Source organism: Kribbella orskensis (assembly GCF_004342085.1).
Classification (GTDB): domain Bacteria; phylum Actinomycetota; class Actinomycetes; order Propionibacteriales; family Kribbellaceae; genus Kribbella; species Kribbella orskensis.
The window spans coordinates 86416-108147 of record NZ_SLWM01000025.1; the positions used below are offsets into that span (position 1 = coordinate 86416).

The 21732-nt window shown below is 68.5% G+C and carries 17 protein-coding genes; 9 read left to right on the forward strand and 8 right to left on the reverse strand.

Annotated features, from left to right (window positions below; all coding sequences use genetic code 11):
* Positions 1 to 123: 123 nt before the first annotated feature.
* The 5 genes from EV644_RS37705 to EV644_RS37725 all read left to right on the forward strand — a co-directional run bounded on the left by EV644_RS37705 (position 124) and on the right by EV644_RS37725 (position 7893).
* Positions 124 to 2280: an MMPL family transporter gene (locus EV644_RS37705; RefSeq protein ID WP_132195255.1), complete on the forward strand. Its 2157-nt coding sequence runs from the start codon at positions 124 to 126 to the stop codon at positions 2278 to 2280.
* 99 nt (positions 2281 to 2379) lie between these two features.
* Positions 2380 to 3552 carry a channel-forming protein ArfA/OmpATb gene (gene arfA, locus EV644_RS37710; RefSeq protein WP_132195253.1) on the forward strand — a complete coding sequence of 391 codons (1173 nt, stop codon included), beginning with the start codon at positions 2380 to 2382 and terminating at the stop codon, positions 3550 to 3552.
* A gap of 135 nt (positions 3553 to 3687) precedes the next feature.
* Complete coding sequence (locus tag EV644_RS48215) at positions 3688 to 4419, forward strand: sunset domain-containing protein (protein WP_132195251.1); 732 nt, start codon at positions 3688 to 3690, stop codon at positions 4417 to 4419.
* A 337-nt stretch (positions 4420 to 4756) separates the two neighbouring features.
* Positions 4757 to 6481, forward strand: a complete 1725-nt coding sequence (gene treS / locus EV644_RS37720; RefSeq protein ID WP_132195249.1) for a maltose alpha-D-glucosyltransferase — start codon at positions 4757 to 4759, stop codon at positions 6479 to 6481.
* Entirely contained in the window at positions 6478 to 7893 is a 1416-nt protein-coding gene (locus tag EV644_RS37725; protein ID WP_132195247.1) for a maltokinase N-terminal cap-like domain-containing protein, read from the forward strand. Before treS ends, EV644_RS37725 begins: the two co-directional genes overlap by 4 nt.
* Before the next feature lie 16 nt (positions 7894 to 7909).
* Here the strand turns inward: EV644_RS37725 and EV644_RS37730 are convergent, their stop codons facing one another.
* Together EV644_RS37730 and EV644_RS37735 are read right to left on the reverse strand one after the other, a co-directional pair.
* Positions 7910 to 8323, reverse strand: a complete 414-nt coding sequence (locus EV644_RS37730) for a type II toxin-antitoxin system VapC family toxin (protein WP_132195245.1) — start codon at positions 8321 to 8323, stop codon at positions 7910 to 7912.
* Complete coding sequence (locus tag EV644_RS37735; RefSeq protein ID WP_132195243.1) at positions 8320 to 8550, reverse strand: ribbon-helix-helix domain-containing protein; 231 nt, start codon at positions 8548 to 8550, stop codon at positions 8320 to 8322. Before EV644_RS37735 ends, EV644_RS37730 begins: the two co-directional genes overlap by 4 nt.
* A gap of 362 nt (positions 8551 to 8912) precedes the next feature.
* Between EV644_RS37735 and glgB the strand changes: the two genes are divergently transcribed.
* Both glgB and EV644_RS37745 read left to right on the forward strand, forming a co-directional pair.
* Positions 8913 to 11105, forward strand: a complete 2193-nt coding sequence (gene glgB, locus EV644_RS37740; protein ID WP_132195383.1) for a 1,4-alpha-glucan branching protein GlgB — start codon at positions 8913 to 8915, stop codon at positions 11103 to 11105.
* Positions 11106 to 11170: 65 nt separating this feature from the next.
* The gene (locus EV644_RS37745) at positions 11171 to 12223 is read left to right on the forward strand and encodes an NUDIX hydrolase (protein WP_132195241.1); all 1053 of its coding nucleotides are present in this window, start codon (positions 11171 to 11173) and stop codon (positions 12221 to 12223) included.
* Here the strand turns inward: EV644_RS37745 and EV644_RS37750 are convergent.
* The 3 genes from EV644_RS37750 to EV644_RS37760 form a co-directional block, all read right to left on the reverse strand.
* Entirely contained in the window at positions 12192 to 13094 is a 903-nt protein-coding gene (locus EV644_RS37750; RefSeq protein ID WP_132195239.1) for a phosphotransferase family protein, read from the reverse strand. The genes EV644_RS37745 and EV644_RS37750 overlap by 32 nt on opposite strands.
* Before the next feature lie 12 nt (positions 13095 to 13106).
* The gene (locus EV644_RS37755) at positions 13107 to 14336 is read right to left on the reverse strand and encodes an RNA polymerase sigma factor (protein WP_132195381.1); all 1230 of its coding nucleotides are present in this window, start codon (positions 14334 to 14336) and stop codon (positions 13107 to 13109) included.
* 281 nt (positions 14337 to 14617) lie between these two features.
* Positions 14618 to 14986 (reverse strand): YciI family protein, encoded by a 369-nt coding sequence (locus EV644_RS37760; RefSeq protein ID WP_132195237.1) that lies wholly within the window; start codon positions 14984 to 14986, stop codon positions 14618 to 14620.
* Between the two features lie 133 nt (positions 14987 to 15119).
* On the opposite strand from EV644_RS37760, the gene EV644_RS37765 reads away from it, so the two are divergent.
* Positions 15120 to 16577, forward strand: a complete 1458-nt coding sequence (locus tag EV644_RS37765) for a flavin-containing monooxygenase (RefSeq protein WP_132195235.1) — start codon at positions 15120 to 15122, stop codon at positions 16575 to 16577.
* Between the two features lie 18 nt (positions 16578 to 16595).
* Here the strand turns inward: EV644_RS37765 and EV644_RS37770 are convergent, their stop codons facing one another.
* Positions 16596 to 17750 carry a citrate/2-methylcitrate synthase gene (locus EV644_RS37770; protein WP_132195233.1) on the reverse strand — a complete coding sequence of 385 codons (1155 nt, stop codon included), beginning with the start codon at positions 17748 to 17750 and terminating at the stop codon, positions 16596 to 16598.
* A 74-nt stretch (positions 17751 to 17824) separates the two neighbouring features.
* On the opposite strand from EV644_RS37770, the gene EV644_RS37775 reads away from it, so the two are divergent.
* Positions 17825 to 18982: a citrate synthase gene (locus EV644_RS37775; RefSeq protein ID WP_132195231.1), complete on the forward strand. Its 1158-nt coding sequence runs from the start codon at positions 17825 to 17827 to the stop codon at positions 18980 to 18982.
* 13 nt (positions 18983 to 18995) lie between these two features.
* Here the strand turns inward: EV644_RS37775 and EV644_RS37780 are convergent, their stop codons facing one another.
* The gene (locus EV644_RS37780) at positions 18996 to 20426 is read right to left on the reverse strand and encodes a hypothetical protein (RefSeq protein WP_199240230.1); all 1431 of its coding nucleotides are present in this window, start codon (positions 20424 to 20426) and stop codon (positions 18996 to 18998) included.
* 100 nt (positions 20427 to 20526) lie between these two features.
* Positions 20527 to 21414 carry a MurR/RpiR family transcriptional regulator gene (locus EV644_RS37785; RefSeq protein ID WP_132195229.1) on the reverse strand — a complete coding sequence of 296 codons (888 nt, stop codon included), beginning with the start codon at positions 21412 to 21414 and terminating at the stop codon, positions 20527 to 20529.
* Between the last annotated feature and the right edge of the window lie 318 nt (positions 21415 to 21732).

Here is a 21732-nt window from a genome sequence, read left to right on the forward strand (position 1 = left end):
GCACATCTCTGGCAAGTTAACACCCATAAAGTTTACACCCGTCAACTTTCTGCGGATCGCCTGCCGGCGCGCTCGGGGCGGCCCGACCTCCCTTGCCAGTTCCTGACCTGACGGAGTCCCGCCATGTTGCATCGCCTCGGCACCTTCATCGCCCACCGCGCGAAACCGGTCCTGCTGATCACCGCTCTCCTGCTCATCGCCGCCGGCGTCGTCGGCTTCGGCGCCTTCGGCAAGCTCGCCGGGGGCGGTTTCGACGACCCCGGCGCGGAATCCACCCGGGCCGCCACCGCACTCGCGGACAAGTTCGACGGCCAGGCCGACCTCGTCTTCGTGGTCGACGCCGGCCGTAGTGTCGACGAACCGGCCGTCGCGAAGGCCGGTACCGAGCTCACCCGCCGGATCTCGGCCGAGCCCGACCTCACCGGCGTCGCGTCGTACTGGTCGACCAAAGCGCCGGCCATGCGGTCCGAGGACGGGGCCAAGGCGCTGGTGGTCGCTTCGATCAGCGGAGACTTCGACTCCCGGACCGAGATCGCGAACCGGCTGATCAGCACGTACGGCGGCGAGCACGACGGGCTGACGGTGAACCTCGGCGGCGAGGTCGGGGTGAACCATGACGTCAACGCGCAGGTCGGCCGTGACCTCGCGCTGGCCGAGGCGATCGCAGTACCGATCATCCTCGCGCTGCTCGTACTCGCCTTCGGCAGCGTGGTTGCCGCGTTGCTGCCGTTGGCGGTCGGCGCGATCGCGATCTTCGGCACCTTCGCCGAACTCGCGCTGCTCGGATCGGCCACGGATGTCTCGATCTATGCGGTCAACCTGACCACGGCGCTCGGACTCGGCCTGTCGATCGACTACGCACTGCTGATGGTCAGCCGCTACCGTGAGGAACTCGGCAAAGGCGCCGACGTCCAGGCAGCGGTCGTCCGCACGGTCGAGACCGCCGGCCGCACCATCGTGTTCAGCGCGCTGACCGTCGCGGTCGCCCTCGCCGCGCTGCTGCTCTTCCCGCTCTTCTTCCTCCGCTCCTTCGCGTACGCCGGGATCGGCGTGATCGTGATCGCCATGGTCGGGGCTCTGGTGGTCTTGCCGGCGCTGCTGACGGTGCTCGGTCACCGGGTGAACGCGGGCCGGCTCCCGTGGGCGAAGGGTGCGCCGAAGACCGAGGCGCCGTTCTGGGGACGGCTGGCCGCGTTGGCGATGCGGCGGCCGGGTCTGACCGCGCTGCCGGTGCTCGCCGGATTGTTGCTATTGGCAACTCCTCTGCTGCATGTCGAGTTCGGGACACCCGACGACCGGGTATTGCCGACCACAGCCTCCAGTCGAGTGGTGGGCGATGCTCTGCGCGACGACTTCGGCAGCGACGACACGAACGCGCTCAACCTGATCAGTGCCGGCCCGGTCGCCACGAGCAACCTCCCGGAGTACGCCGTGAAGCTGTCGAGCCTGCCCGATGTGGTCCGGGTCGAGTCGGCGGCCGGGACGTTCGCGGGCGGCCGGCAGGTCGCGCCGGCGAATCCACGACTCGTCGCCGACGGTGTTCAACGGCTGGCGGTCGTGACAGAGGCCGACTCGCGGTCCGCGGAGGCGCGGCAACTGGTGGACTCGGTGCGCGCCCTGCCGGGGCCGGGTGAATTCCTGGTCGGAGGCAACACTGCGCGGTTCATGGACAGTCAGCACGCGATCGGTTCCCGGCTGCCGCTGGCCGGCGGCATGATCGCGCTGACGACCTTCGTGCTGTTGTTCCTGTTCACCGGGAGTCTGCTGCAGCCGCTGCGGGCCTTGCTGCTGAACATGATCGGGCTGTCCGCGACGCTCGGTGCGATGGTGCTGATCTTCCAGGACGGCCGGCTGTCGGGCTGGCTCGGGTTCACCCCGTTGCCGCTCGACACGAGCATGCTGGTGCTGCTCTTCTGCATCGCCTTCGGGTTGTCGATGGACTACGAGGTGTTCGTGCTGAGCCGGATCAAGGAACAGCACGACGAGGGCGCCACCCTGACCGACTCGGTCACCACGGGGTTGGCGCGCAGCGGGCGGATCGTGTCGATGGCGGCGGTGATCCTGTCGGTCAGCTTCTTCGCCTTCGGGACCAGCTCGGTCAGCTTCATCCAGTTGTTCGGCATCGGCAGCGGCCTGGCCGTCCTGATCGACGCCACGCTGATCCGGGGCATTCTCGTGCCCGCCGCCTTCGGTCTGATGGGTCGCTGGGCCTGGTGGTCCCCCGCTCCCCTGCGTACTCTCCACACCCGCATCGGCCTGACCGAGTCCACCCCGGGCTGATCCACACGGGCACGTTCGCGGGTTGGAGTGCGCAGTGGCCGTCTGACGGAGTAATGTCCTCGCGCACGGTCACTTTTGACCGCATCCGACGGAGGAACAGTGCCCGGATCCCCGGACGAATCCCGGTCCGACAACACTCCGGCCGCCACGACGAGTACCGGAATCGTCCGGCGGCGGCCCGCACTTGTCTGGGTGCTGGCTGCCCTGATCGTTCCGGTCCTGCTCACGGCTGTGCTGATCGCGGTGCGCACCGGCCCGACCGAGGACGACCTCCGCGACCGTTCGCTGGCCGCACTCGACGCCCGCGGCATCACCGGCGTACAGGTCGATTTCTCCGGGCGGGACGCGACGGTCGTCGTACCGGCCGGGGGTGACGCGACCGAGGCCAGAGCTGTGGTGGCCGCGGTGGATGGGGTTCGGACAGCAAGCACCAGGGGCGGCAGCAATGTCGCCCAGTCCGAGGTCACAGCCGATCCGACCGCGACGCCCACCGGGCCGCCGACGACCACCGCGGAAGAGGTGGCGATCGCGCCCTTCGCGGTGACGAGGACGGACGACTCGCTCACCGTCCAGGCGGTCGTGCGGGACCAGGCCACCAAGGACTCCGTGGCCAAGGAGATCGACGGTCTGCTCACCGAGGGCATGAGGTTCGACAACCAGCTCAGCGTCGACCCGGCCGCGGGCCTGCCCAACCCGGCAGCTCTGACCGCATTGCTGCAGGCGCTCTCGAGCGCGACCGGTGAGGCCTCGGTGAAGTACGACGGCACTACGGTCACCCTGAGCGGTAAGGTCGCCGACCAGGCCAGCAAGGCGACCGCGGCCCGCGCCGTGGCCACCGCCGTACCGGGTGCGGTGATCGCCAACCAGCTGCAGGTGCCGACCGCCGACAAACCGCAGGTCAGCGAGGCGTGCCAGACCTTCGAGGCGCGGCTGGCCCGGCTGATGACGCAGAACAAGATCGTCTTCCTGTCCGGGACCGCCATCGTGAACGAGGCCTCCCGGCCTTCGGTGGTGCGCGCGGCCTCGCTGCTGAAGAGCTGCGACTCCGTCGACGTCGAGGTCGGCGGCCACACCGACAACCTCGGCAGCCCAGCGACCAGCCTGCCGCTGTCACAGCAGCGTGCCGACGCCGTCAAGGCGACGCTGGTCCGGCTCGGCGTAACCGCCGGGCGCATCACCAGCCACGGCTACGGGGAGACCCGTCCGGTGGCGCCCAACACCACCTCCGCCGGCCGGATAGCGAACCGCCGGGTCGAGATCCGAGTTCCATAGAGTTCCTTAGGGGAATTTGATGAGTTGGCTGATCGCCCAGGCCTGGATCCTGCTGCTGGCCGCGTTCGTGGTCGGCAGCGCCGCCGCCTGGCTGCTGCACCGTGCCCTGCCCGCGCGTTCGAAGGGCGTGCGCTGATGGGCTGGCTGGTACGGCACAACTGGCTGTGGGCGTTGCTCGCGTTCGTGCTCGGCGCGGCGATCACCTGGTTCCTGCTGGCACTCCGGGAGCAGTCGCAGGCGAAGGTGGCCAGGGAGCAGACCCGCGAGGCGGCCGAGGATTCCGAGGAGAAGAGTGAAGTTCTCGTCGGGGCCGGCGTAGCAGCAGCCGGTACTGCGTCCGCCGCGCCGCCCCGCCGCTTCGAGGAACCAGCCGAGCGCCTGCCTGAGGAACCGGTCGAGGCCTTCGACCAGACTCAGCACGAGGAATCCCAGGCAGCCACCCCGGAACCGCTTCCCGAACCGGAACCCGTCGAGTCTGAGGAGAAGGCCGAGCCCGCGCCCGTAGTACAGGCGAAGGCGGTGGCTGCTCCTGCGTTCTCGCGGCGGATGGATGTCGAGAACGGGAACACCGAGCCGACCCTGTTCGACGACCCCGGGCCCGCGGCGGACGAGGTACTGGCTGAAACTGATGCAGTTCCGCCGGGGCGGTACGGCGAGGGCTCGGCCGAGGCGGTGCCGCATCAGGGGCCGCCGGACGGGTTCACGATCAAGGGCAACGTGCAGTCGATGCTGTTCCACACGCCCGACTCGCCGTACTACGGCCGGACCAGACCCGAGGTCTGGTTCCGCGCCGAGGCCGACGCCGAACGCGCCGGCTTCACCAAGTACGTCCGCAAGCCGCGCAAGTCCGCGAGCCCCGGAAAATAACGACCCGCGGCCCGGTAAGCAACGCAGTCCGGGTCACGAATCGGACCGTGAATAGGGCGATCGAGCCCCCATTTGCTTGTACTGGCAAACGCCCGTCACACTGAGCAGAACGCCGTCCGGACCGCCCATCCCGCAGCGTTCAATTGCTCGGACTCACCTTCAGCCGTGCCTTCTGCAGGACTGTGCCGATCGGGGTTCCCTTTTGGGACCGCGCCGATCGGGTATGGGAGAACAGAGGATTCCCGTGCTGGGGCAGGAGTCCACCCGCGCGTCGCCGGATCGACCCGGTGGCGGCAGCCCGCAGTACCGCTAGGTTTGGACCGAGGGGATACACCCGATGGAGGTGAGCGTGACCGACATGCTGCCGGAGCAGCACCACGGACTGACGAAGAGTGACCCGCTGTGGTTCAAGCGGGCCGTCTTCTACGAGGTCCTCGTGCGGTCCTTCAAGGACTCGAACGCCGACGGCATCGGCGACCTGCAAGGCTTGACCGAGAAACTCGACTACCTCGAGTGGCTCGGCGTGGACTGTCTCTGGCTTCCGCCGTTCTACCCCTCACCCCTGCGTGACGGCGGCTACGACATCTCCGACTACACGAACGTGATGCCCGAGGTCGGCACGATCGCCGACTTCGCCGCGTTCATGGAGGCCGCGCACGCGCGCGGCATCCGGATCATCGTCGACTTCGTGATGAACCACACCTCGGACCAGCACCCCTGGTTCCAGGAGTCCCGCAACAACCCGGACGGCCCGTACGGCGACTTCTACGTCTGGTCCGACACGGACACGGCGTACGCCGACGCGCGGATCATCTTCGTCGACAGCGAGACCTCGAACTGGACCTGGGACCCGGTCCGCCAGCAGTACTTCTGGCACCGGTTCTACTCCAACCAGCCCGACCTGAACTTCGAGAACCCGGCCGTCGGCGACGCGATGATCGAGGCGCTGAAGTTCTGGCTCGACCTCGGCGTCGACGGGTTCCGGCTGGACGCGGTCCCCTACCTGTTCGAGGAGGAGGGCACCAACTGCGAGAACCTGCCCAGGACGCACGAGTTCCTGAAGCGGGTCCGCAAGGAGGTCGACGCGAACTACACCGACCGTGTCCTGCTGTGCGAGGCGAACCAGTGGCCCGGCGACGTGGTCGAGTACTTCGGCGACCGCGAGTCCGGTGGTGACGAGTGCCAGATGGCGTTCCACTTCCCGGTGATGCCGCGGATCTTCATGGGGGTCCGGCGCGAGTCGCGGTTCCCGATCTCGGAGATCCTGGCCCAGACCCCGCAGATTCCGGACACCTGCCAGTGGGGCATCTTCCTGCGCAACCACGACGAGCTCACCCTCGAGATGGTGTCGGACGAAGAGCGCGACTACATGTGGGGCGAGTACGCCCAGGACCCGCGGATGAAGGCGAACATCGGCATCCGCCGCCGGCTCGCGCCGTTGCTCGACAACGACGTGAACCGGATGGAACTGTTCACCGCGATGCTGCTGTCGCTGCCCGGCTCGCCGATCCTGTACTACGGCGACGAGATCGGCATGGGCGACAACATCTGGCTCGGCGACCGCGACGGCGTCCGTACTCCGATGCAGTGGTCGCCGGACCGGAACGCGTCGTTCTCCACGGCCACCCCGGGCAAGCTGGGCCTGCCGGTGATCATGGACCCGGTCTACGGGTTCCAGGCGGTGAACGTCGAGGCGGAGATGGAGAACGCGTCGTCGCTGCTGCACTGGACCCGGCGGATGATCCAGACCCGCAAGCAGCACCCGTGTTTCGGCATGGGTACTTTCACTGATCTAGGCGGTTCCAACCCGAGCGTGCTGTCCTACGTTCGCGAGTTCGGTGACGACGTGGTGCTCTGCGTGAACAACCTGTCACGCTTCCCGCAGCCGATCGAACTGGACCTGCGGCAGTGGCAGGGCGTGGAGCCGGTCGAGCTGCTCGGTGGGGTGCACTTCCCGACCATCGGCGAGCTGCCCTACCTGCTCACGCTCGGTGCGCACGGCTTCTACTGGTTCCGCTTGCCGGTCAACAAGGCGGCTGATCGTGAGGAGAGCTCTTCGTGACTTCCCATCTGGACCAGGTCCAGTCCTTCTGCGCCAACCAGCGGTGGTTCGGCGAGAAGGGACATGACGTCCACGTCGACGCGATGGCCACCTCGGCCTGGCTGTCGGACGAGGGCGCCTGGCCCGCGGTCCGGATCGGGTTCGTCTACTGCGCCGGCCCGCCCGGTGCGGAAAACGCAATCCGGGTCTACCAGCTGCCGCTCAGCTATCACGCCGCCCCGGTCGACAACCACAGCCACGCGTTCGTGGGCGACTGGGACGAACCGGACCTGGGCGACACCCGGGTCTGGGTGTACGACGCGCTGCACGACAAGGAAGCGACGCCGTACTGGCTGGACGCGCTGACGCACGGGCGCCGGCTGGAGGGACTCGAGTTCCATCCGGTGCACGCGCCCGAGCGCAGCCTCGTGGTACCGGACGACGCGCAGTCGCTGGTGCTCACGGTCGAGCAGAGCAACACGTCGCTGGTCTTCGGCGACACCGCGCTGCTGAAGGTGTTCCGCCGGCTCGAGCCCGGGAGCAATCCCGGGGTCGAGATCGAGTCTGCGCTCACCGAGGCCGGCTCGGACCTGGTCCCGGAGGTCCTCGGGTCGGCGCGGGGCTCCTGGCCGCGCGCCGGCGGCGGGACCGACTCCGGCGATCTGGCGATGATGACGGCGTTCGAGAAGAACTCCACCGACGGCTGGTCGTACGCGACCACCTCGGTGCGCGACCTGTACGCCGAGGCGGACCTGCACGCCGAGGAGGTCGGCGGCGACTTCGCGGGAGAGTCGCACCGGCTCGGCGCGGCGACTGCTGAGGTACACGCGGAGCTGGCGAAGGCGCTGGGCACGGACATCTGGGAGCCGTCGCAGATGGTCGAGCACTCGGCCGCGATGAAGCGCCGCCTGGACAAGGCGGTCGCGGCGATCCCCGAGCTCGGCCAGTACGCCGAGGGCCTGGGCCGCGCGTTCGACGCCCTCGCGGCATACGACGTACCGGTCACGGTGCAGCGGATCCACGGTGATTTCCACCTGGGTCAGGTGCTGCGGACCATCGATGGCTGGAAGCTGATCGACTTCGAGGGTGAGCCGGCCAAGTCGCTGATCGAGCGGCGCGCGCTGGACACCCCGGTCAAGGACATCGCGGGCATGCTGCGCTCCTTCGACTACGCGGCCCGCTCCTTGCTCGCGGACCACCAGGGCGACCAGCAGATCGCCTACCGGGCCGCCGAATGGGCCACCCGGAACCGCCGCGCCTTCTGCGACGGATACGCCGAGGTGGCCGGCTCGGATCCCCGCGACGAGAGCGTCCTGCTGAGCGCGTTCCTCGCCGACAAGGTCATCTACGAGACCCTCTACGAGGCCCGCAACCGCCCCACCTGGCTCCCCATCCCCCTAGCCGCCGCAGCCCAACTCAGCGCCACCGAGTAAGTGCCGCCGGCGCAAGTCAGGGCAGCAGTTCGAAGGCGTCGACGTGTAGTGGACGAACGACGCTGAAGTGACGGCGGTCGAGGGTCGCCACCTGGGCGATGCCGAGCCGTTCAGCTGCGGCCACCACTGACGCGTCCGCAGTACCGAGGGGCAGGTCCCGATAGACGGCTGCCAACTCGGCGATCCGCAGCCAGTCCCTCGGTACTACGGGCTCAGCGACCAGGTTGCCTTCGGCCAGGTCGCCGAGGAACCGTACTTCGGCGGTCGTCCCGAGCCGGCTTGCCAGCAAGTAGGTGACCTCGGTGATCACGAGGGTCGGGACCAGCAGGGGACCTGGATGCGTGGCCAGAAGTTCAAGGCATTCGGCGTGATGCCGATCGTCCGCATCGACGTACGCATAGAGCGGACCAGCATCGACGATGAGCGCTATCGCTCGACCTCCGCCGCGAGGATCTCTTCGATCCGCTCGGACACGTCCGACTGTCCACTGCGGCCGGCACCGGCGGCGAGCAGCCGACGTCGGCGACCGTGACGACCGGCCAGGTGGGACTCGACGGCCTCGCGGGTCAGCTCGGAGATCGTCATGCCACGCCGAGCAGCCTCGTGCCGTAGCTGGGCATCGAGCTCATCAGGCAGCTTCACCGTCGTCCTCTTCATGGTATGCCAGCATACCTCGGCCGGTCCGTGCCCGAGCTGTGTAGGTCTTGGTTGGGCGGGTACGGGGTGCACTGGAAATGGCTTCGATCGGGCAGGATGGGCGTATGGATTCGAGCGAGCGCGACCAGGCGGGACAGTCGGCCTCCGAGGCGACGGGCGAAGAGCGTCATCAGGCCATCGAGATGCCGGCCGGTCCCACCTCGGAGCCGGCTCCCGAAGCCGCACCGACCACCGCTGAGCCCACGCCCACCGAGCCGCTGGAACAGCCCGAGTCGAGCGGGCTGGAGGACTTCGCGGCGCCGCAGGTTCAGGCGTTTGAGCCTGCGCAGGCGTCGGCTTATGAGGCTGCGCACGTCGAGCCGATCGGGAGGTCCTCGGGGAGCAAGGCGGTCACGGTCGATCGTGGGGTGCTGGAGAGGCTGATCGGCGGGACGTATCACGATCCGCACCAGGTGCTCGGGCCGCATCTCGGCGATGAGGTGGTGACGCTGCGCGTGCTGCGGCCGTTCGCGAGCACGGTGACGGCGGTGTACGACGACCAGCGGGTCGAGCTGGAGCACGAGTTCGAGGGTGTCTGGGTCGGCGTGCTCGACGTCGACAAGGTGCCGGACTACCGGCTCGAGGTCACCTACACCGACGGACCGGCGCTCGAGGTCGACGACCCGTACCGGTACCTCCCCTCGCTCGGCGAGATGGACCTGCACCTGATCGGTGAAGGCCGGCACGAGCAGTTGTGGACCGTGCTCGGCGCGCACGTCCGCCGGTACGACGGCCCGACCGGCACCGTCACCGGTACTTCGTTCGCCGTGTGGGCGCCCAACGCGCAGGGCATCCGGCTGACCGCCGACTTCAACTTCTGGGACGGCCGCGCGCACCCGATGCGCACGATGGGCTCGTCCGGCGTCTGGGAACTGTTCGTGCCGGGCGTCGGCCCGGGCACGCGGTACAAGTTCGACATCTGCGGGCGGGACGGCGTCTGGCGGCAGAAGGCCGACCCGATGGCGAACCTGGCCGAGACTCCCCCGGCGAACGCCTCGGTGGTGCACGACTCGTCCTACGAGTGGAAGGACGCGGCCTGGCTCGACCACCGCGCCTCCTCGCACGCGTATGCCGAGCCGATGAGCGTCTACGAGGTGCACCTCGGCTCGTGGCGCAAGGGCAAGTCGTACCGCGAGCTCGCCGACGAACTCGTTGCCTACGTCACCGAGATGGGCTTCACCCACGTCGAGCTGATGCCGGTGATGGAGCACCCGTTCGGCGGTTCCTGGGGTTACCAGGTCACCTCGTACTTCGCGCCGACGTCGCGTTTCGGCGACCCGGACGACTTCCGGCTGCTGGTCGATTCGTTGCACCAGGCAAACATCGGGGTGATCGTCGACTGGGTGCCGGCGCACTTCCCGAAGGACGCCTGGGCGCTGGCGCGCTTCGACGGGACACCGCTGTACGAGCACCCGGACCCGCGCCGCGGCGAGCAGCCCGACTGGGGCACGCTGGTGTTCGACTTCGGCCGGCCGCAGGTGCGCAACTTCCTGGTCGCGAACGCGGTCTACTGGGCCGAGGAGTTCCACATCGACGGGCTGCGCGTCGATGCCGTCGCCTCGATGCTCTACCTGGACTATTCCCGCGAAGACGGCCAGTGGGTGCCGAACCAGTACGGCGGCCGCGAGAACCTCGAGGCGGTGTCGTTCCTGCAGGAGATGAACGCGACCCTCTACAAGCGGGTGCCGGGCGTCATCACCGTGGCCGAGGAGTCGACCTCCTGGCCGGGCGTCACCCGGGCGACGCATCTGGGCGGACTCGGCTTCGGCTTCAAGTGGAACATGGGCTGGATGAACGACTCGCTCCGCTACCTGGAGCACGAGCCGGTCCACCGGCAGTACCACCACCACGAGATGACGTTCTCGATGATGTACGCGTACTCCGAGAACTTCGTGCTGCCGCTGTCCCACGACGAGGTCGTGCACGGCAAGGGCTCGCTGCTGCGCAAGATGCCGGGTGACCGCTGGCAGCAACTCGCGAACCTGCGCGCCTACCTGGCGATGATGTGGGCCCACCCGGGTAAGCAACTGCTCTTCATGGGCTGCGAGTTCGGCCAGGAGTCCGAGTGGTCCGAGAAGGGCGAGCTGGACTGGTGGCTGCTGGACCACAGCGACCACCGGGGCCTGCAGCAACTGGTCAAGGACCTGAACGGCAGCTACAAGGACACCAAGGCGCTCTGGGGCACCGACCACTCCCCCGAGAGGTTCTCCTGGATCGACGCGAACGACGCAAGCAACAACGTCTTCTCGTTCGTCCGGTACGGCGAGCCGGGAGAGCCGACGCTGGCCTGCGTGGCCAACTTCTCCGCGATCCCGCACCACGGCTACCGCGTTGGCCTGCCGTACTCCGGACACTGGCAGGAGGTGGTCAACACCGACGCCGACCGGTACGGCGGGTCGGGGGTCGGCAACTTCGGCGGCGTCGAGGCCGACAGCCCGGGCTGGCACGGGATGGCCGGCAGCGCCGAGATCTCGGTTCCCCCGCTCGGCACCGTCTGGTTCCGCCACGACGGCTGATCCGCAGTACCGGCCACGCCTCAACTCGAGAGCCGTGCCTGGCCCGATCGGGTAGCGTTCGCGGGGTGACCGCCGTGCCTCCCCAACCGACCTTGACCGATGGCGAGCTGACACTGCGTCCCTGGCGCGACGAGGACATCGACCTCGCCTACGGCCTGGCCGACGACGAGATGGCCCGCTGGTTCGACTTCCCCGGAACTCCGACCCGCGAGAACCTGGCCGAGGGGGTCGAGCGGTGGCGCGCGCAGTACGCCGATGACCGGGCGGTGGTGAACTTCGCCATCGAGCTCGCCGGGCAGCCCGGACCGGTCGGCAACGTCGAGGTCCGCCGGATCTCCCCCGGCGTCGGGTCGGTCTCCTGGACGACGTACAAGCCGTACCGCGGCCAGCGGGTGGCGCGCCGCGCAGTACGGCTGCTGGTCGTCTACGCCTTCGGCGAGCTCGGCCTGGAACGGCTGCAGGCGGAGGTGGATCCCGAGAACCGCTCGTCCGCGCGGGTCGCCATCCGCTCCGGCTTCCGGCGCGAGGGGCTGTTGCGCGGGGGTGCCGTGCTGCAGGGCGAGCGCCGCGATGTGGTGGTGTACGGCCTTCGCCGGGAGGATCCCGCCGTCGACTCCTTGTCCGGCTGGACCGCGCTGATGGACTCGGTGCTGCCGAAGAAGCGGGTGATCGCGCACGTGGTGATCCGCGATACCGCCGGCCGGGTGCTGCTCTGCAAGGTCGGCTACAAGAAGGACCTCGAGCTCCCCGGCGGCGTGGTCGAGCCCGACGAGGACCCAGCGTCGGGCGCGCTGCGCGAGATGCAGGAGGAGCTCGGGACGACGTTGCCGCTCGCGGGAGTGCTCGCGATCGACTGGCTGCCCCGCTGGGAAGGCTGGGGCGACGCTATCGAGATCCTGTACGACGGGGGCCAGCACGACGCGTCGTTCATCGAGTCGCTGAATCCCGACGGCTTCGAGATCCTCAACATCGCCTGGTACTCCGTCGAGGAACTCCAGGGTCTGGTGTCGCCGCTCAACGCACGGCGACTGCCGCTGCTCCTCGCCGAACCAGGTCTGCTGCACAACCTCAGCGACGGCAGTCCGATCAAACAGCGTCCCGGAGATCTGCCCGGTTGAGGTTGTTCACGCACCACAGGTAATGGCCGTCGCTCGCGTCCGCGCTGTAGATCGTGGCCGTGGTGATGGAGTAGGCGGCTCGGTAGAGGTACATGCGCTCACGCGAGTGGCCGGCGGCTTCGAAGCGGTCGAGCAGCAGGTCGTCGATGACGCGGGCGTCGGGTCCGTACATGTCGAAGAAGCCGGCCGCGGTTGAAGCGTCGAAGGTGTTGTCGCCGGCCGTTGTGAGGAATCCCCAGTCGAGAAGCGCCATTCGGCCGTCCTCGTCGACGAGCAGATTCGGCGGGCAGATGTCGCCGTGCAGTATCTGCAGTTCGTCCGGCTTGATCGCCTCCAACTTGGCCTGGACGCTCGCGAGCAACTGGTCGAACCCGTCGACGTCCTTCTGTAGATGCTGGCCTGACGCTGCTGCCCGTCGGTCGACGACTGCGGCCAGTGTCTCTCCCCAGGAACCGCGCCACGATTCGGTCGACTCCCCGATCAGTGGAAGCGCCTTGCTCGCCGGACCCGCTGTGGTCCTACCGAGCGCTTCCACCACCTCCGCGAACAGGTCCAGGCCTTGTTGCCGGGTGATCGCGCCGGTGGCCAGGGATTCGCTCAGCGGAGTACCGAGGAGTTTGGCCTCGATACTCACCGCGCGGCCGTCGACGGTGTCCACGTGGGAGACATCCGGAGTACGGAACGGCAGGTCTTGGTGGTTGAGCTCGTTGAGGAAGGCCTGGAGTGGGAGCACGTCAGCGGGTCGGCGGTCGAACCAGACCTTGCCGACCAGGTCGTCGCCGAGGTCGTAGACGGCACCCTCCATGCCCTGGCCGATCAGCTGGACCGGGCCGTCGGCGTACTGCTCGAAGTACTCGATCGCTGCGTCCACAGCTCCAGTGTTTCAGAGCAGGGCGGCGCGGCGACGTTGGAGGAAGCGGTTCTCGGTCTCGTTGACGGTGAGCGCGATGGCCTCGTCGTAGGCCTTGACGGCTTCGGTGGGGCGGTCGAGGCGGGCCAGGATGTCGGCGCGGGCGGCGGGCAGGTAGGCGTAGGACTTGAGTGCGGGCTCGTTGCCTAGGGCATCCAGCTCGGTGAGTACCGCGTCCAGGTCGGCGCCGGGGACGAGGCTGTGGGCGGCTGCTCGGTTGAGGGCGACGATCGGCGAGGGCCAGCCGAGCAGCATCGCGTCGTACATGCGGACTACCTGATGCCAGTCGGTCTTCTCCCACGACGGGGCTGTCACGTGCAGGCCGGCGACCGCGGCCTGCAACGCGAAGCGGCCTCGGCCTTCGTGCAGTGCGGCGGTCGCTCGCGAGACACCTTCGGCCAGCAGGCGGGCGTCCCAGCGGGAGCGGTCCTGGTCGGCGAGGAGCACCAGTTCGCCGTCTTCAGTGACTCGCGCGTCGCCTCGGGCTTGCGTCATCAGAAGGAGTCCGAGGAGTGCCTGTGGTTCGGGCTCGGTTGGCATCAGTCTCACAAGTAGCCGGGCGAGCTCCAGTGCACGGCCGGTCAGGTCGGCTCGGGTCAGCTCGGGACCGGCCGCGACGTGCCCGGCGGTGTAGACGAGCTGCACCACCGTCAGTACTGCGTCCAGGCGGTCGGGGAGCTCGTTGTCGGCGGGGATCCGGTACGGGATTCCCGCGGCGGCGATCTTCTTCTTCGCCCGCGTGATCCGGGCGGCCGCGGTCGGTTCGCTGATCAGCAGGCCGGCGGCGACCTCGCGGGTGGTCAGGCCGCAGATCAGGCGGAGGGTCAGCGCGACCTGGGAGTCGCGGGCGAGCGCCGGGTGGCAGCAGGTGAACACGAGCCGGAGCGGGTCTGTCGGCTGCTCGCCGTCGCCGGGCGCGGCCGGGTCCTCGATCAACAGCGGCAACTTCCGCCGCAGCGTCGTCTCCCGCCGCAGGCGATCCAGCGCGAGCCTGCGGGCCACCGTGGTGAGCCAGCCGGCCGGATTCGTCGGAACTCCGTCGGGCCAGGTCCTCAAGGCCTGTACGAAAGCGTCCTGCGTGCAGTCCTCCGCCAGATCGATATCCCGCGTCAACCGCACAGTCGAAGCCAGCACCGTGGACCAGAACTCCCGATGCGCCTCATCCACCACCCGCACAACTTCCCGAGCCCCCACCCCACCCATACTCACCTACCCACCTCCTCCCCGCCTCAAAATCAACCCCTAAACACAACCCGCGCCCCTCGCGCGAGCCGGTCCCCTCCCCCATCTGCCCCGCTGAGCACGCGAGCGAGCTCGCAGCAGTTGTTGAGGTGGGCGCCCATCCCACCGCCGACTGCCCCTGCGGCTGAGGTGGGCGCCCACTCCACCGCCAACTGCCCCAGTGGCTGGGGCAGCCGGCGCCACTCGTCCGGCTGCCCCGCTGGGGACGCGAGCGAGCTCGTAGCAGTTGTTGGTGTAGTTGTTCAGGCTGGGGGTTCGGCGCCGGAGCGGGTGTCCATTACTGGGCGGACCTCGACGTTGCCGGACGGGCAGACCTTGGCCAGGGCGAGGGCCTGGTCGAGGTCCTTGCACTCGATGACGTAGAAGCCGCCGAGGGCTTCCTTGGTCTCGATGAACGGGCCGTCGGTGACGAGCGGCTGCCCGTTGTTCTGCTTGACCGTGCTCGCCGTGGAGGACCGCTCGAGCGCCTCACCACCGAGAATGCTGGCGCCGGCCGCCTCCACCGCTTCCGCGAACGCGGTGTGCAACTTCATCTGGGCCTGGAACTCCTCCGCCGTCACCCGGTCGTACCACTCCTCGGAGTCGAACAGCAGGAACATGTACTGCGCCATCTCTGGCTCCCTTGTGTCGGGGTATCTACTGACATCTTGCTGACGAACGGCGCCGGACGGAATCGACAAACACCCCGGCCGGGTTTTTCGCCTACTGTTGACTGGGCACTCAACAGACCGAGCGGAGGAACGCGTGGAGCAGCTGGACGTGCTGGTCGTCGGAGCGGGGCTCTCCGGGATCGGGGCTGCCTACCGGCTGCAGACCCAGAGCCCGCAGCACTCGTACGCCGTGCTCGAGGCGCGGGAGGACCTGGGCGGCACCTGGGACCTGTTCCGGTACCCCGGGGTGCGCTCGGACTCCGACATGTTCACGCTCGGGTTCCCGTTCCACCCGTGGACGGCGGCGAAGGCGATCGCGGACGGCCCGTCGATCCTGGAGTACCTGCACGAGTCGGCGACGACGTACGGCATCGACAAGAACATCCGCTTCGGGCGCCGCGTACTACGGGCCTCGTGGTCGTCCAGCGACGCGCTGTGGACGGTGGAGACGAGCCAGGAGACGTACACCTGCTCGTTCCTCTACGTCTGCAGCGGCTACTACAACTACGACTCCGGGTACGTCGTGGACTTCCCCGGGCTCGACGAGTTCCAGGGCCGGGTGGTGCATCCGCAGCAGTGGCCGGAGGACCTCGACTACAGCGGCCAGCGGGTCGTGGTGATCGGCAGCGGGGCGACGGCGGTGACGCTGGTACCGGCGATGGCTCCGCAGGCGGCGCACGTGACGATGCTGCAGCGGACGCCGAGCTACGTGGCGTCGCGGCCGGCGAAGGACGCGTTCTCCGACCGGCTGCGGGCGGTGCTGCCGGAGAAGCTCGCACACCGGCTGATCCGCGGGAAGAACGTCGCCTTCAGTTCCGCGGTGTACAGCGCGTTCCGGCGCTGGCCTGCTCATGCCGCCTGGCTGCTGAACAGCACGGTCGCCAAGCAACTACCGGACTCCATCCCGGCGGATCCGCACTTCACGCCGCGCTACAAGCCGTGGGACCAGCGGTTGTGCCTCGTGCCGGACGCCGACCTGTTCGAGTCGCTCCGGGATGGTTCGGCCTCAGTGGTGACGGATGAGATCGACACCTTCACCGCGAACGGCATCCGCCTCCGGTCCGGCGACCACCTCGAGGCCGACCTGGTGGTGACCGCGACCGGACTCCAGATGGTTGCCCTCGGCAAGATCGAGCTGACGGTGGACGGCGAGCGGGTCGACCCGCACGACACGTTCGTCTACAAGGGCATGATGCTGAGCGGAGTACCGAACCTGGCCTGGTGCATCGGCTACACCAACAACTCCTGGACCCTGCGCTCCGACCTGACCTCGCAGTACGTCTGCCGCCTGCTCAACCACCTGGACCGCACCGGCAGCCGGATCTGCGTCCCCGAGATCGACCCCGCGGAGTACGACGCGCCGCCGCGGCCGGTGGTGGACCTCTCCTCCGGCTACATCCGGCGCGCCGCGTCCATCCTGCCCCGCCAGGGTTCGTACGGCCCCTGGCGGCTCCGCCAGAACTACCCCCGCGACCTGGTCACCTTGCGCTACGGCTCCCTCGACGACGGCACCATGCACTTCAGATCCGCCGCCCCGCAGCCAGTCGGCTGACTCGGCCGCGGAGTTGGTTCAGCTGGGAACGGGCACCGGCGGGACCGGGCCGACGTAACGGGCGGCCGGGCGGATGATCTTGGGGTCCTCGGACTGCTCGAGAATGTTGGCGGACCAGCCGATCACCCGGCTGACCGCGAAGGTCGGGGTGAACATCGCCCGCGGCAACCCGCACAGCGACATCACCACGCCCGCGTAGAACTCGACGTTGGCATACAGGTTGCGGCCGGGCTTCAGCTCGGCGAGCACCTCGACGATCCGCCTTTCCACCGTGGTGGCGAAGTCGACCAGGTCGCCGCCCAGCTCGACGGCGATGTCCCGCAGCATGATCGAGCGCGGGTCCTCGGTCCGGTAGACCGCGTGCCCGAAGCCCATGATGCGATCCCCCGCGGACACCTTCGCGCGGACCCACCCGTCGATCCGGTCCGGCGTACCGATCTCGTCGAGGCTGGCGAGCGCGCGGTCCGGCGCGCCGCCGTGCAGCGGCCCGGAGAACGCCCCGATCGCCCCGGCGACGGCCGACACCACGTCGGCGCCGGTCGACGCGATCACCCGGGCGGTGAAGGTCGACGCGTTGAAGCCGTGGTCGATCGTCGAGATCAGGTAGTGCTCGATCGCCCGCGCCTGCTCGGCCTCCGGCTCACGGCCCGTCACCAGGTACAGCCAGTTCGCCGCCGCGGTGAGATCCGCCCGCGGTTCCAGCGGTTCCAGCCCTTCGCGCAACCGGTACAGCGCGGCCAGGATCGTCGGCGTCACCGCGCACACGAGCATGGCGTCGGCCTTGCGCCGCGCGCCATCCGCGTCCCACAGCGGCGGCAGTTGGCGAGCGGCGGCCAGTACGGACAAGGCGGATCGCAACCCGGCCAGCGGGTTGAAGACCGGGCCCGCCGAAGCGATGGCCGGCAACACCGCCTGTACTTCGGCCGGCAGCACCCGTAGCGGAGCCAGTTCGGCGAGGAAGTGGTCCCGCTCCGAGGCGGTCGGGAGCCGTCCCTCGAACAGCAGGAACCACACGTCCTCGACCGTCTTCGAGCGAGCCAGGTCGATCGCGGAGTACTGCCGGTAGTGATAGAAGCCTTCGCCTCCCCGGACGTCACCGAGCTCGGTCTCCGTCACGATGACGTTGCGCAGCCCCGGGGGTACATCGATCGGACCATCCACTGTGATTGTCATAAGCTCAGCGTTGAATCGCGATCAAGTATTGTCAATATTGATCCAGTCAATGTGAGCGCTCGGAGGAGCGGCGGATGGCGCAGCAGCGTGACGAGAATTACCTGACGACGGCCGAGGTGGCCCGCCGGCTGAAGGTGAAGCCGGAAACGATCTACGCCTACGTGAGCCGCGGTCAGCTCACCAGCGTCCGGGCGCGCGGCCGTCGCGGCAGCCTGTTCGCGGCGGCCGATGTCGAGCGGCTGGCAAGCCGGACCGTCGATCACCCCGGCGTGGTGGAGCGGATCGAGTCGGAGCTGTCCCTGCTGGCAGACGACGAGTTGTACTACCGGGGTCACTCCGTCCGCGACCTGGCGACCACGCAGTCGGTGGAATCCGTCGCACAGCTCCTGTGGACCGGCCTGCTGGAGGAGAGCGAGCCCTTCCCCGTGCCGCCCGAGCTGGTCGCCCTGGCCCGCACCGCGATGGACGTTGCGCCTCCGGCTGCGCGCATGACGGATCAGCTGCGCATCGCCGTCGCAGTACTGGGTGCCGGTGATCCGATGCGGTTCGACCTCGCGCCGGAGTCCGTGGTGCTCGCCGCGCGCCGGCTGCTCGGAGTACTGATCGAGGCGCTGCCTGGCGAGGCCGGCGAGGGCTCATTCGGAGCGCGGTTGTGGCCCAAGCTGTCGACGCGACCGCCCGAGCCGCGTGTGCTCGAGGCGGCGGCGATCCTGCTCGCCGATCACGGGCTGGCCGTCTCCACCGTCGCCGCACGTGTCGCCGCCAGCGCCAGAGCCAACCTGTACTCCGTGGTGTCGGCCGGACTCGGCGCACTCGACGGGCATTACCACGGCGCCGCGACCACCTTGGCGTACCAGTTCCTGGACCGAGCTCTCAGCGATCCCGTCGAGGCGTTGTCGGACCAGCTGCGCTCGGGCGAGCCGGTGCCGGGCTTCGGGCATCGGATCTACCAGCAGCGCGATCCACGAGCAGAGGCGCTCTTCGAGCTGATCGCCGACGAGCCGGTGATGGAGACGGTCCGGGTGATCACCGGGCAGCTCGCGGGCTTCCCGAACAGCGATCTGGCCGTCGCCGCGATGATGCACGCGTACGGATTCCGGCCCGATGCGGGCGAGGCCTTGTTCGCCCTCGCCCGCATCATCGGCTGGACAGCCCACGCGCTGGAGGAGTACGCCGAGCCCGGGCTCCGCTTCCGGGCCCTCGGCGTCTACACCGGCCCCGCGGTCACCTGACCTGGAGCCGGCGTTACCTCACCTTGAGCCGGAGCAGGGTGGCAGCGCCTGGCGCGAGGTTCACCGGTACGGCGCTGCCGCGCTGCGCGGCGAACTGCTGAGAGATCGCCTGGAACACCTCGACCCCGGAGACCTTGGCCGGGTCGACCGTCACCGTCGCGCGGGTACTGGCGCTGTGGGACCGGTTCGCCACCAGCAGCCAGCGATCCTTGACCGCGGTGTCGCGGCTGCGGAAGGTGCCCACGACAACTGGTTGCCCGGAGACCCCGGTGACCAGCTCGGTCGGGGTGAAACCGACGGTCCCGTTCGGCAACGGCGTCTCGTTGGCGTGCACGACCGACTCGGACACCAACGGCTTGAGCTCGCGCCCGACCTGGTGGAGCCAGGTGGTGTTGATCTTCTTGGCCGCGGCGTACCGGCTGGTGCGCTGGCCGTCCACGGTGATCAGCGCGGGCCCGAATCCCTCGCCGCGCGCGGCCTCCGGAGTCCAGTAGGTGAAGTACTGGATGCCCTTCGCGCCGTAGGCGAGGCTGACGTTGACCTGCCAGAGCAGCTCGGCCGCGGTCGGCTCGCGATGTCCGTTGTAGGCGAGCGTCTGGATGAAGACCCACGCCGGTATGTCGCCTCGCAGGGCGGCGTCCCGCACGATCGCCCAGTTGTGGAAGTAGTTCGCGTCCTCGCGGCCTTCCGAGAGCAACGGGTACCGGTCGAACGAGACGAGCGACGGCTGCACCACGTCGACGAAGTCCCGGTAGTAGTTCGGATCGTCCGACGGGAACAGGTTGATGTAGGGCAGCAATTGCGGCGCGAGCTCCCGCGAGACGGCCAGCGCCTTGGCGAGCGTGCCGAACCAGCCTGGCCCGGGTTCGTCGTAGAAGTTGAACCCGGCCAACGACGAGAACGGGCCGTAGGCATTTCTGGCCCGGGTGTAGAACTCGCGCGCCTCGGCCGGTGTGATGGTGAGGAAGTCGGCGGGGTTTTCGGAGATGGCGAACCAGCGGGACATGTTGCGGATCTGGATGTCGTCCGAGATCAGCATCTGCAACCCGGCGTCACGGGCCAGACCGAGCTGGTACTGGAAGATGTTGCCGTCACCCGCGTAGTTGCCCGAGATGACGAAGTCGAACCCGGCCTCGGCGATCTCGGTGAAGCGCTCCGGCGTACTGGCGTAGGGATGTGGCGGCCAGAACAACCCGACCGGGAACTCGGGGCCGCCGGTCAGCGGCAGAGTGTCGGGCGACGGGATCGCCGCGGCGTCGATTGCAGCATTGTTGCCTGCAGCAATATTGGCGGCCGAGGTGCCGGTCGAGGCGGCTGAGGTGGCGGTTGAGGCTGCTGCGGTGCCGGCGGTGGCACCGGCTGCTGCCAGCGAGGCAGCGGTTGCGCCGGCACCGAGTAGCAGGGTGCGGCGGCTGGGGCCGAGGATCCGGTGGGGGCTTTGCATGGTTCTCCTCCAAGGGCGGTCGAGGGAGTTTCTGCTGAGGTGGTGCTCTGACTCTGGCTGTGGCTGTGGCTGTGGCTATCACTCTGGCTATGGCACTTGCTCAGTTGGCGCGCCTGGTGCGGTGGGTGGCGACGGCGTCGGCGGTGACGTCGAAGGCCTGTTCGGCCAGCGGGTAGTCCCGTTGCGCGACCCCGATGTAGATCGCGTCGAGCACGATCATCTGGGCGTGCCGGCCGGCCATCCCACCGGTCCGGAAGGTGACGTCCCGGGCGGCCGTGACCAGCACGATGTCCGCGGCCCGCGCCAACGGCGACCGCGGATAGTTGGTGATGGCAACGGTCCGGGCTCCTTGCCGCCCGGCCCGCTGCAACGGTTCCAGTACTTCGATCGTCTCGCCGCTGTGCGAGATGCCGACGGCGACATCGCCCGCACCGAGCAACGCGGCACTCGTGAGCGCGTTGTGGACATCGCTCCAGCAGTTCGCGCCACGCCCGATCCGGTGCAACCGCAGCCGCAGATCCTCCGCGACGCAGGCGGATCCGGCCACGGAGTACAGGTCGATCCGGCGGGCGTCGGAGATCGCCCGGACCGCTTCGCCGAGAGCGTCGAGATCGAGTGCCGCGACGGTGTCCTCGAGCGCCCGGGTGTCTGCCCGCAGCAAGGTGCGAACCACCTCGCCGAGGCTGTCGTCCGGCCCGACCTCGGACCCGGTCCCCCGCTCCCAGCTCGTACTGCTCCGGCCGCTCTCGGCAGCCAACGTCAGCCGCAGCTCGGCGTACCCGCTGAGCCCGAGAGCAAGACAGAACCGGGTCACGCTCGGCAAGGAGGTGCCGCACCGAGCGGCCAGCTCGCCGATCGTCGACGATGCCACCGCACCCGGATCACGCAGTACTTCGTTCGCGACGCGAACCTGCGCCGGGCTCAGCGCCGGCAACAACCCATGGATGCGCGCCTCGAGACTCGGCGGCGGCGACTCCACAACACTCACGTGAATGATTCTCAGAATGAATCACCGTGACTGTCAATAGTTCACAGCCAACCAGGCCTCAACCAGGGCTCAACAACTGCCTCCATCGGGCCTCCGTCAGGCCTCCATCGGGCTTTCATCGGAACAGAGCCCACCGATCCAGGCTTTACACCATCCACGCACGCACGACCCGTGGCTGCGGCTTGTGGACAACTCGTCCGGATCCGGAGTGTCGGCACAATTTCGGACGAACTTCGGAATCCCTTACAAATAAGGGCCTTCCGGGCCGGAAACTGTCGGCGGTGGTGTCTAGGGTCTGGGGTATGGAGATCTTGGGTG

Excerpts from the sequence above, each read along its gene's own strand:
- EV644_RS37705 (WP_132195255.1), top strand. The coding sequence starts at position 124 with ATGTTGCATCGCCTCGGCACCTTCATCGCCCACCGCGCGAAACCGGTC.
- EV644_RS48215 (WP_132195251.1), top strand. The coding sequence starts at position 3,688 with ATGGGCTGGCTGGTACGGCACAACTGGCTGTGGGCGTTGCTCGCGTTC.
- treS (WP_132195249.1), top strand. The coding sequence starts at position 4,757 with ATGGAGGTGAGCGTGACCGACATGCTGCCGGAGCAGCACCACGGACTG.
- EV644_RS37735 (WP_132195243.1), bottom strand. The coding sequence starts at position 8,550 with ATGAAGAGGACGACGGTGAAGCTGCCTGATGAGCTCGATGCCCAGCTA.
- EV644_RS37755 (WP_132195381.1), bottom strand. The coding sequence starts at position 14,336 with ATGGGTGGGGTGGGGGCTCGGGAAGTTGTGCGGGTGGTGGATGAGGCG.
- EV644_RS37760 (WP_132195237.1), bottom strand. The coding sequence starts at position 14,986 with ATGGCGCAGTACATGTTCCTGCTGTTCGACTCCGAGGAGTGGTACGAC.
- EV644_RS37770 (WP_132195233.1), bottom strand. The coding sequence starts at position 17,750 with ATGACAATCACAGTGGATGGTCCGATCGATGTACCCCCGGGGCTGCGC.
- EV644_RS37775 (WP_132195231.1), top strand. The coding sequence starts at position 17,825 with ATGGCGCAGCAGCGTGACGAGAATTACCTGACGACGGCCGAGGTGGCC.
- EV644_RS37780 (WP_199240230.1), bottom strand. The coding sequence starts at position 20,426 with ATGCAAAGCCCCCACCGGATCCTCGGCCCCAGCCGCCGCACCCTGCTA.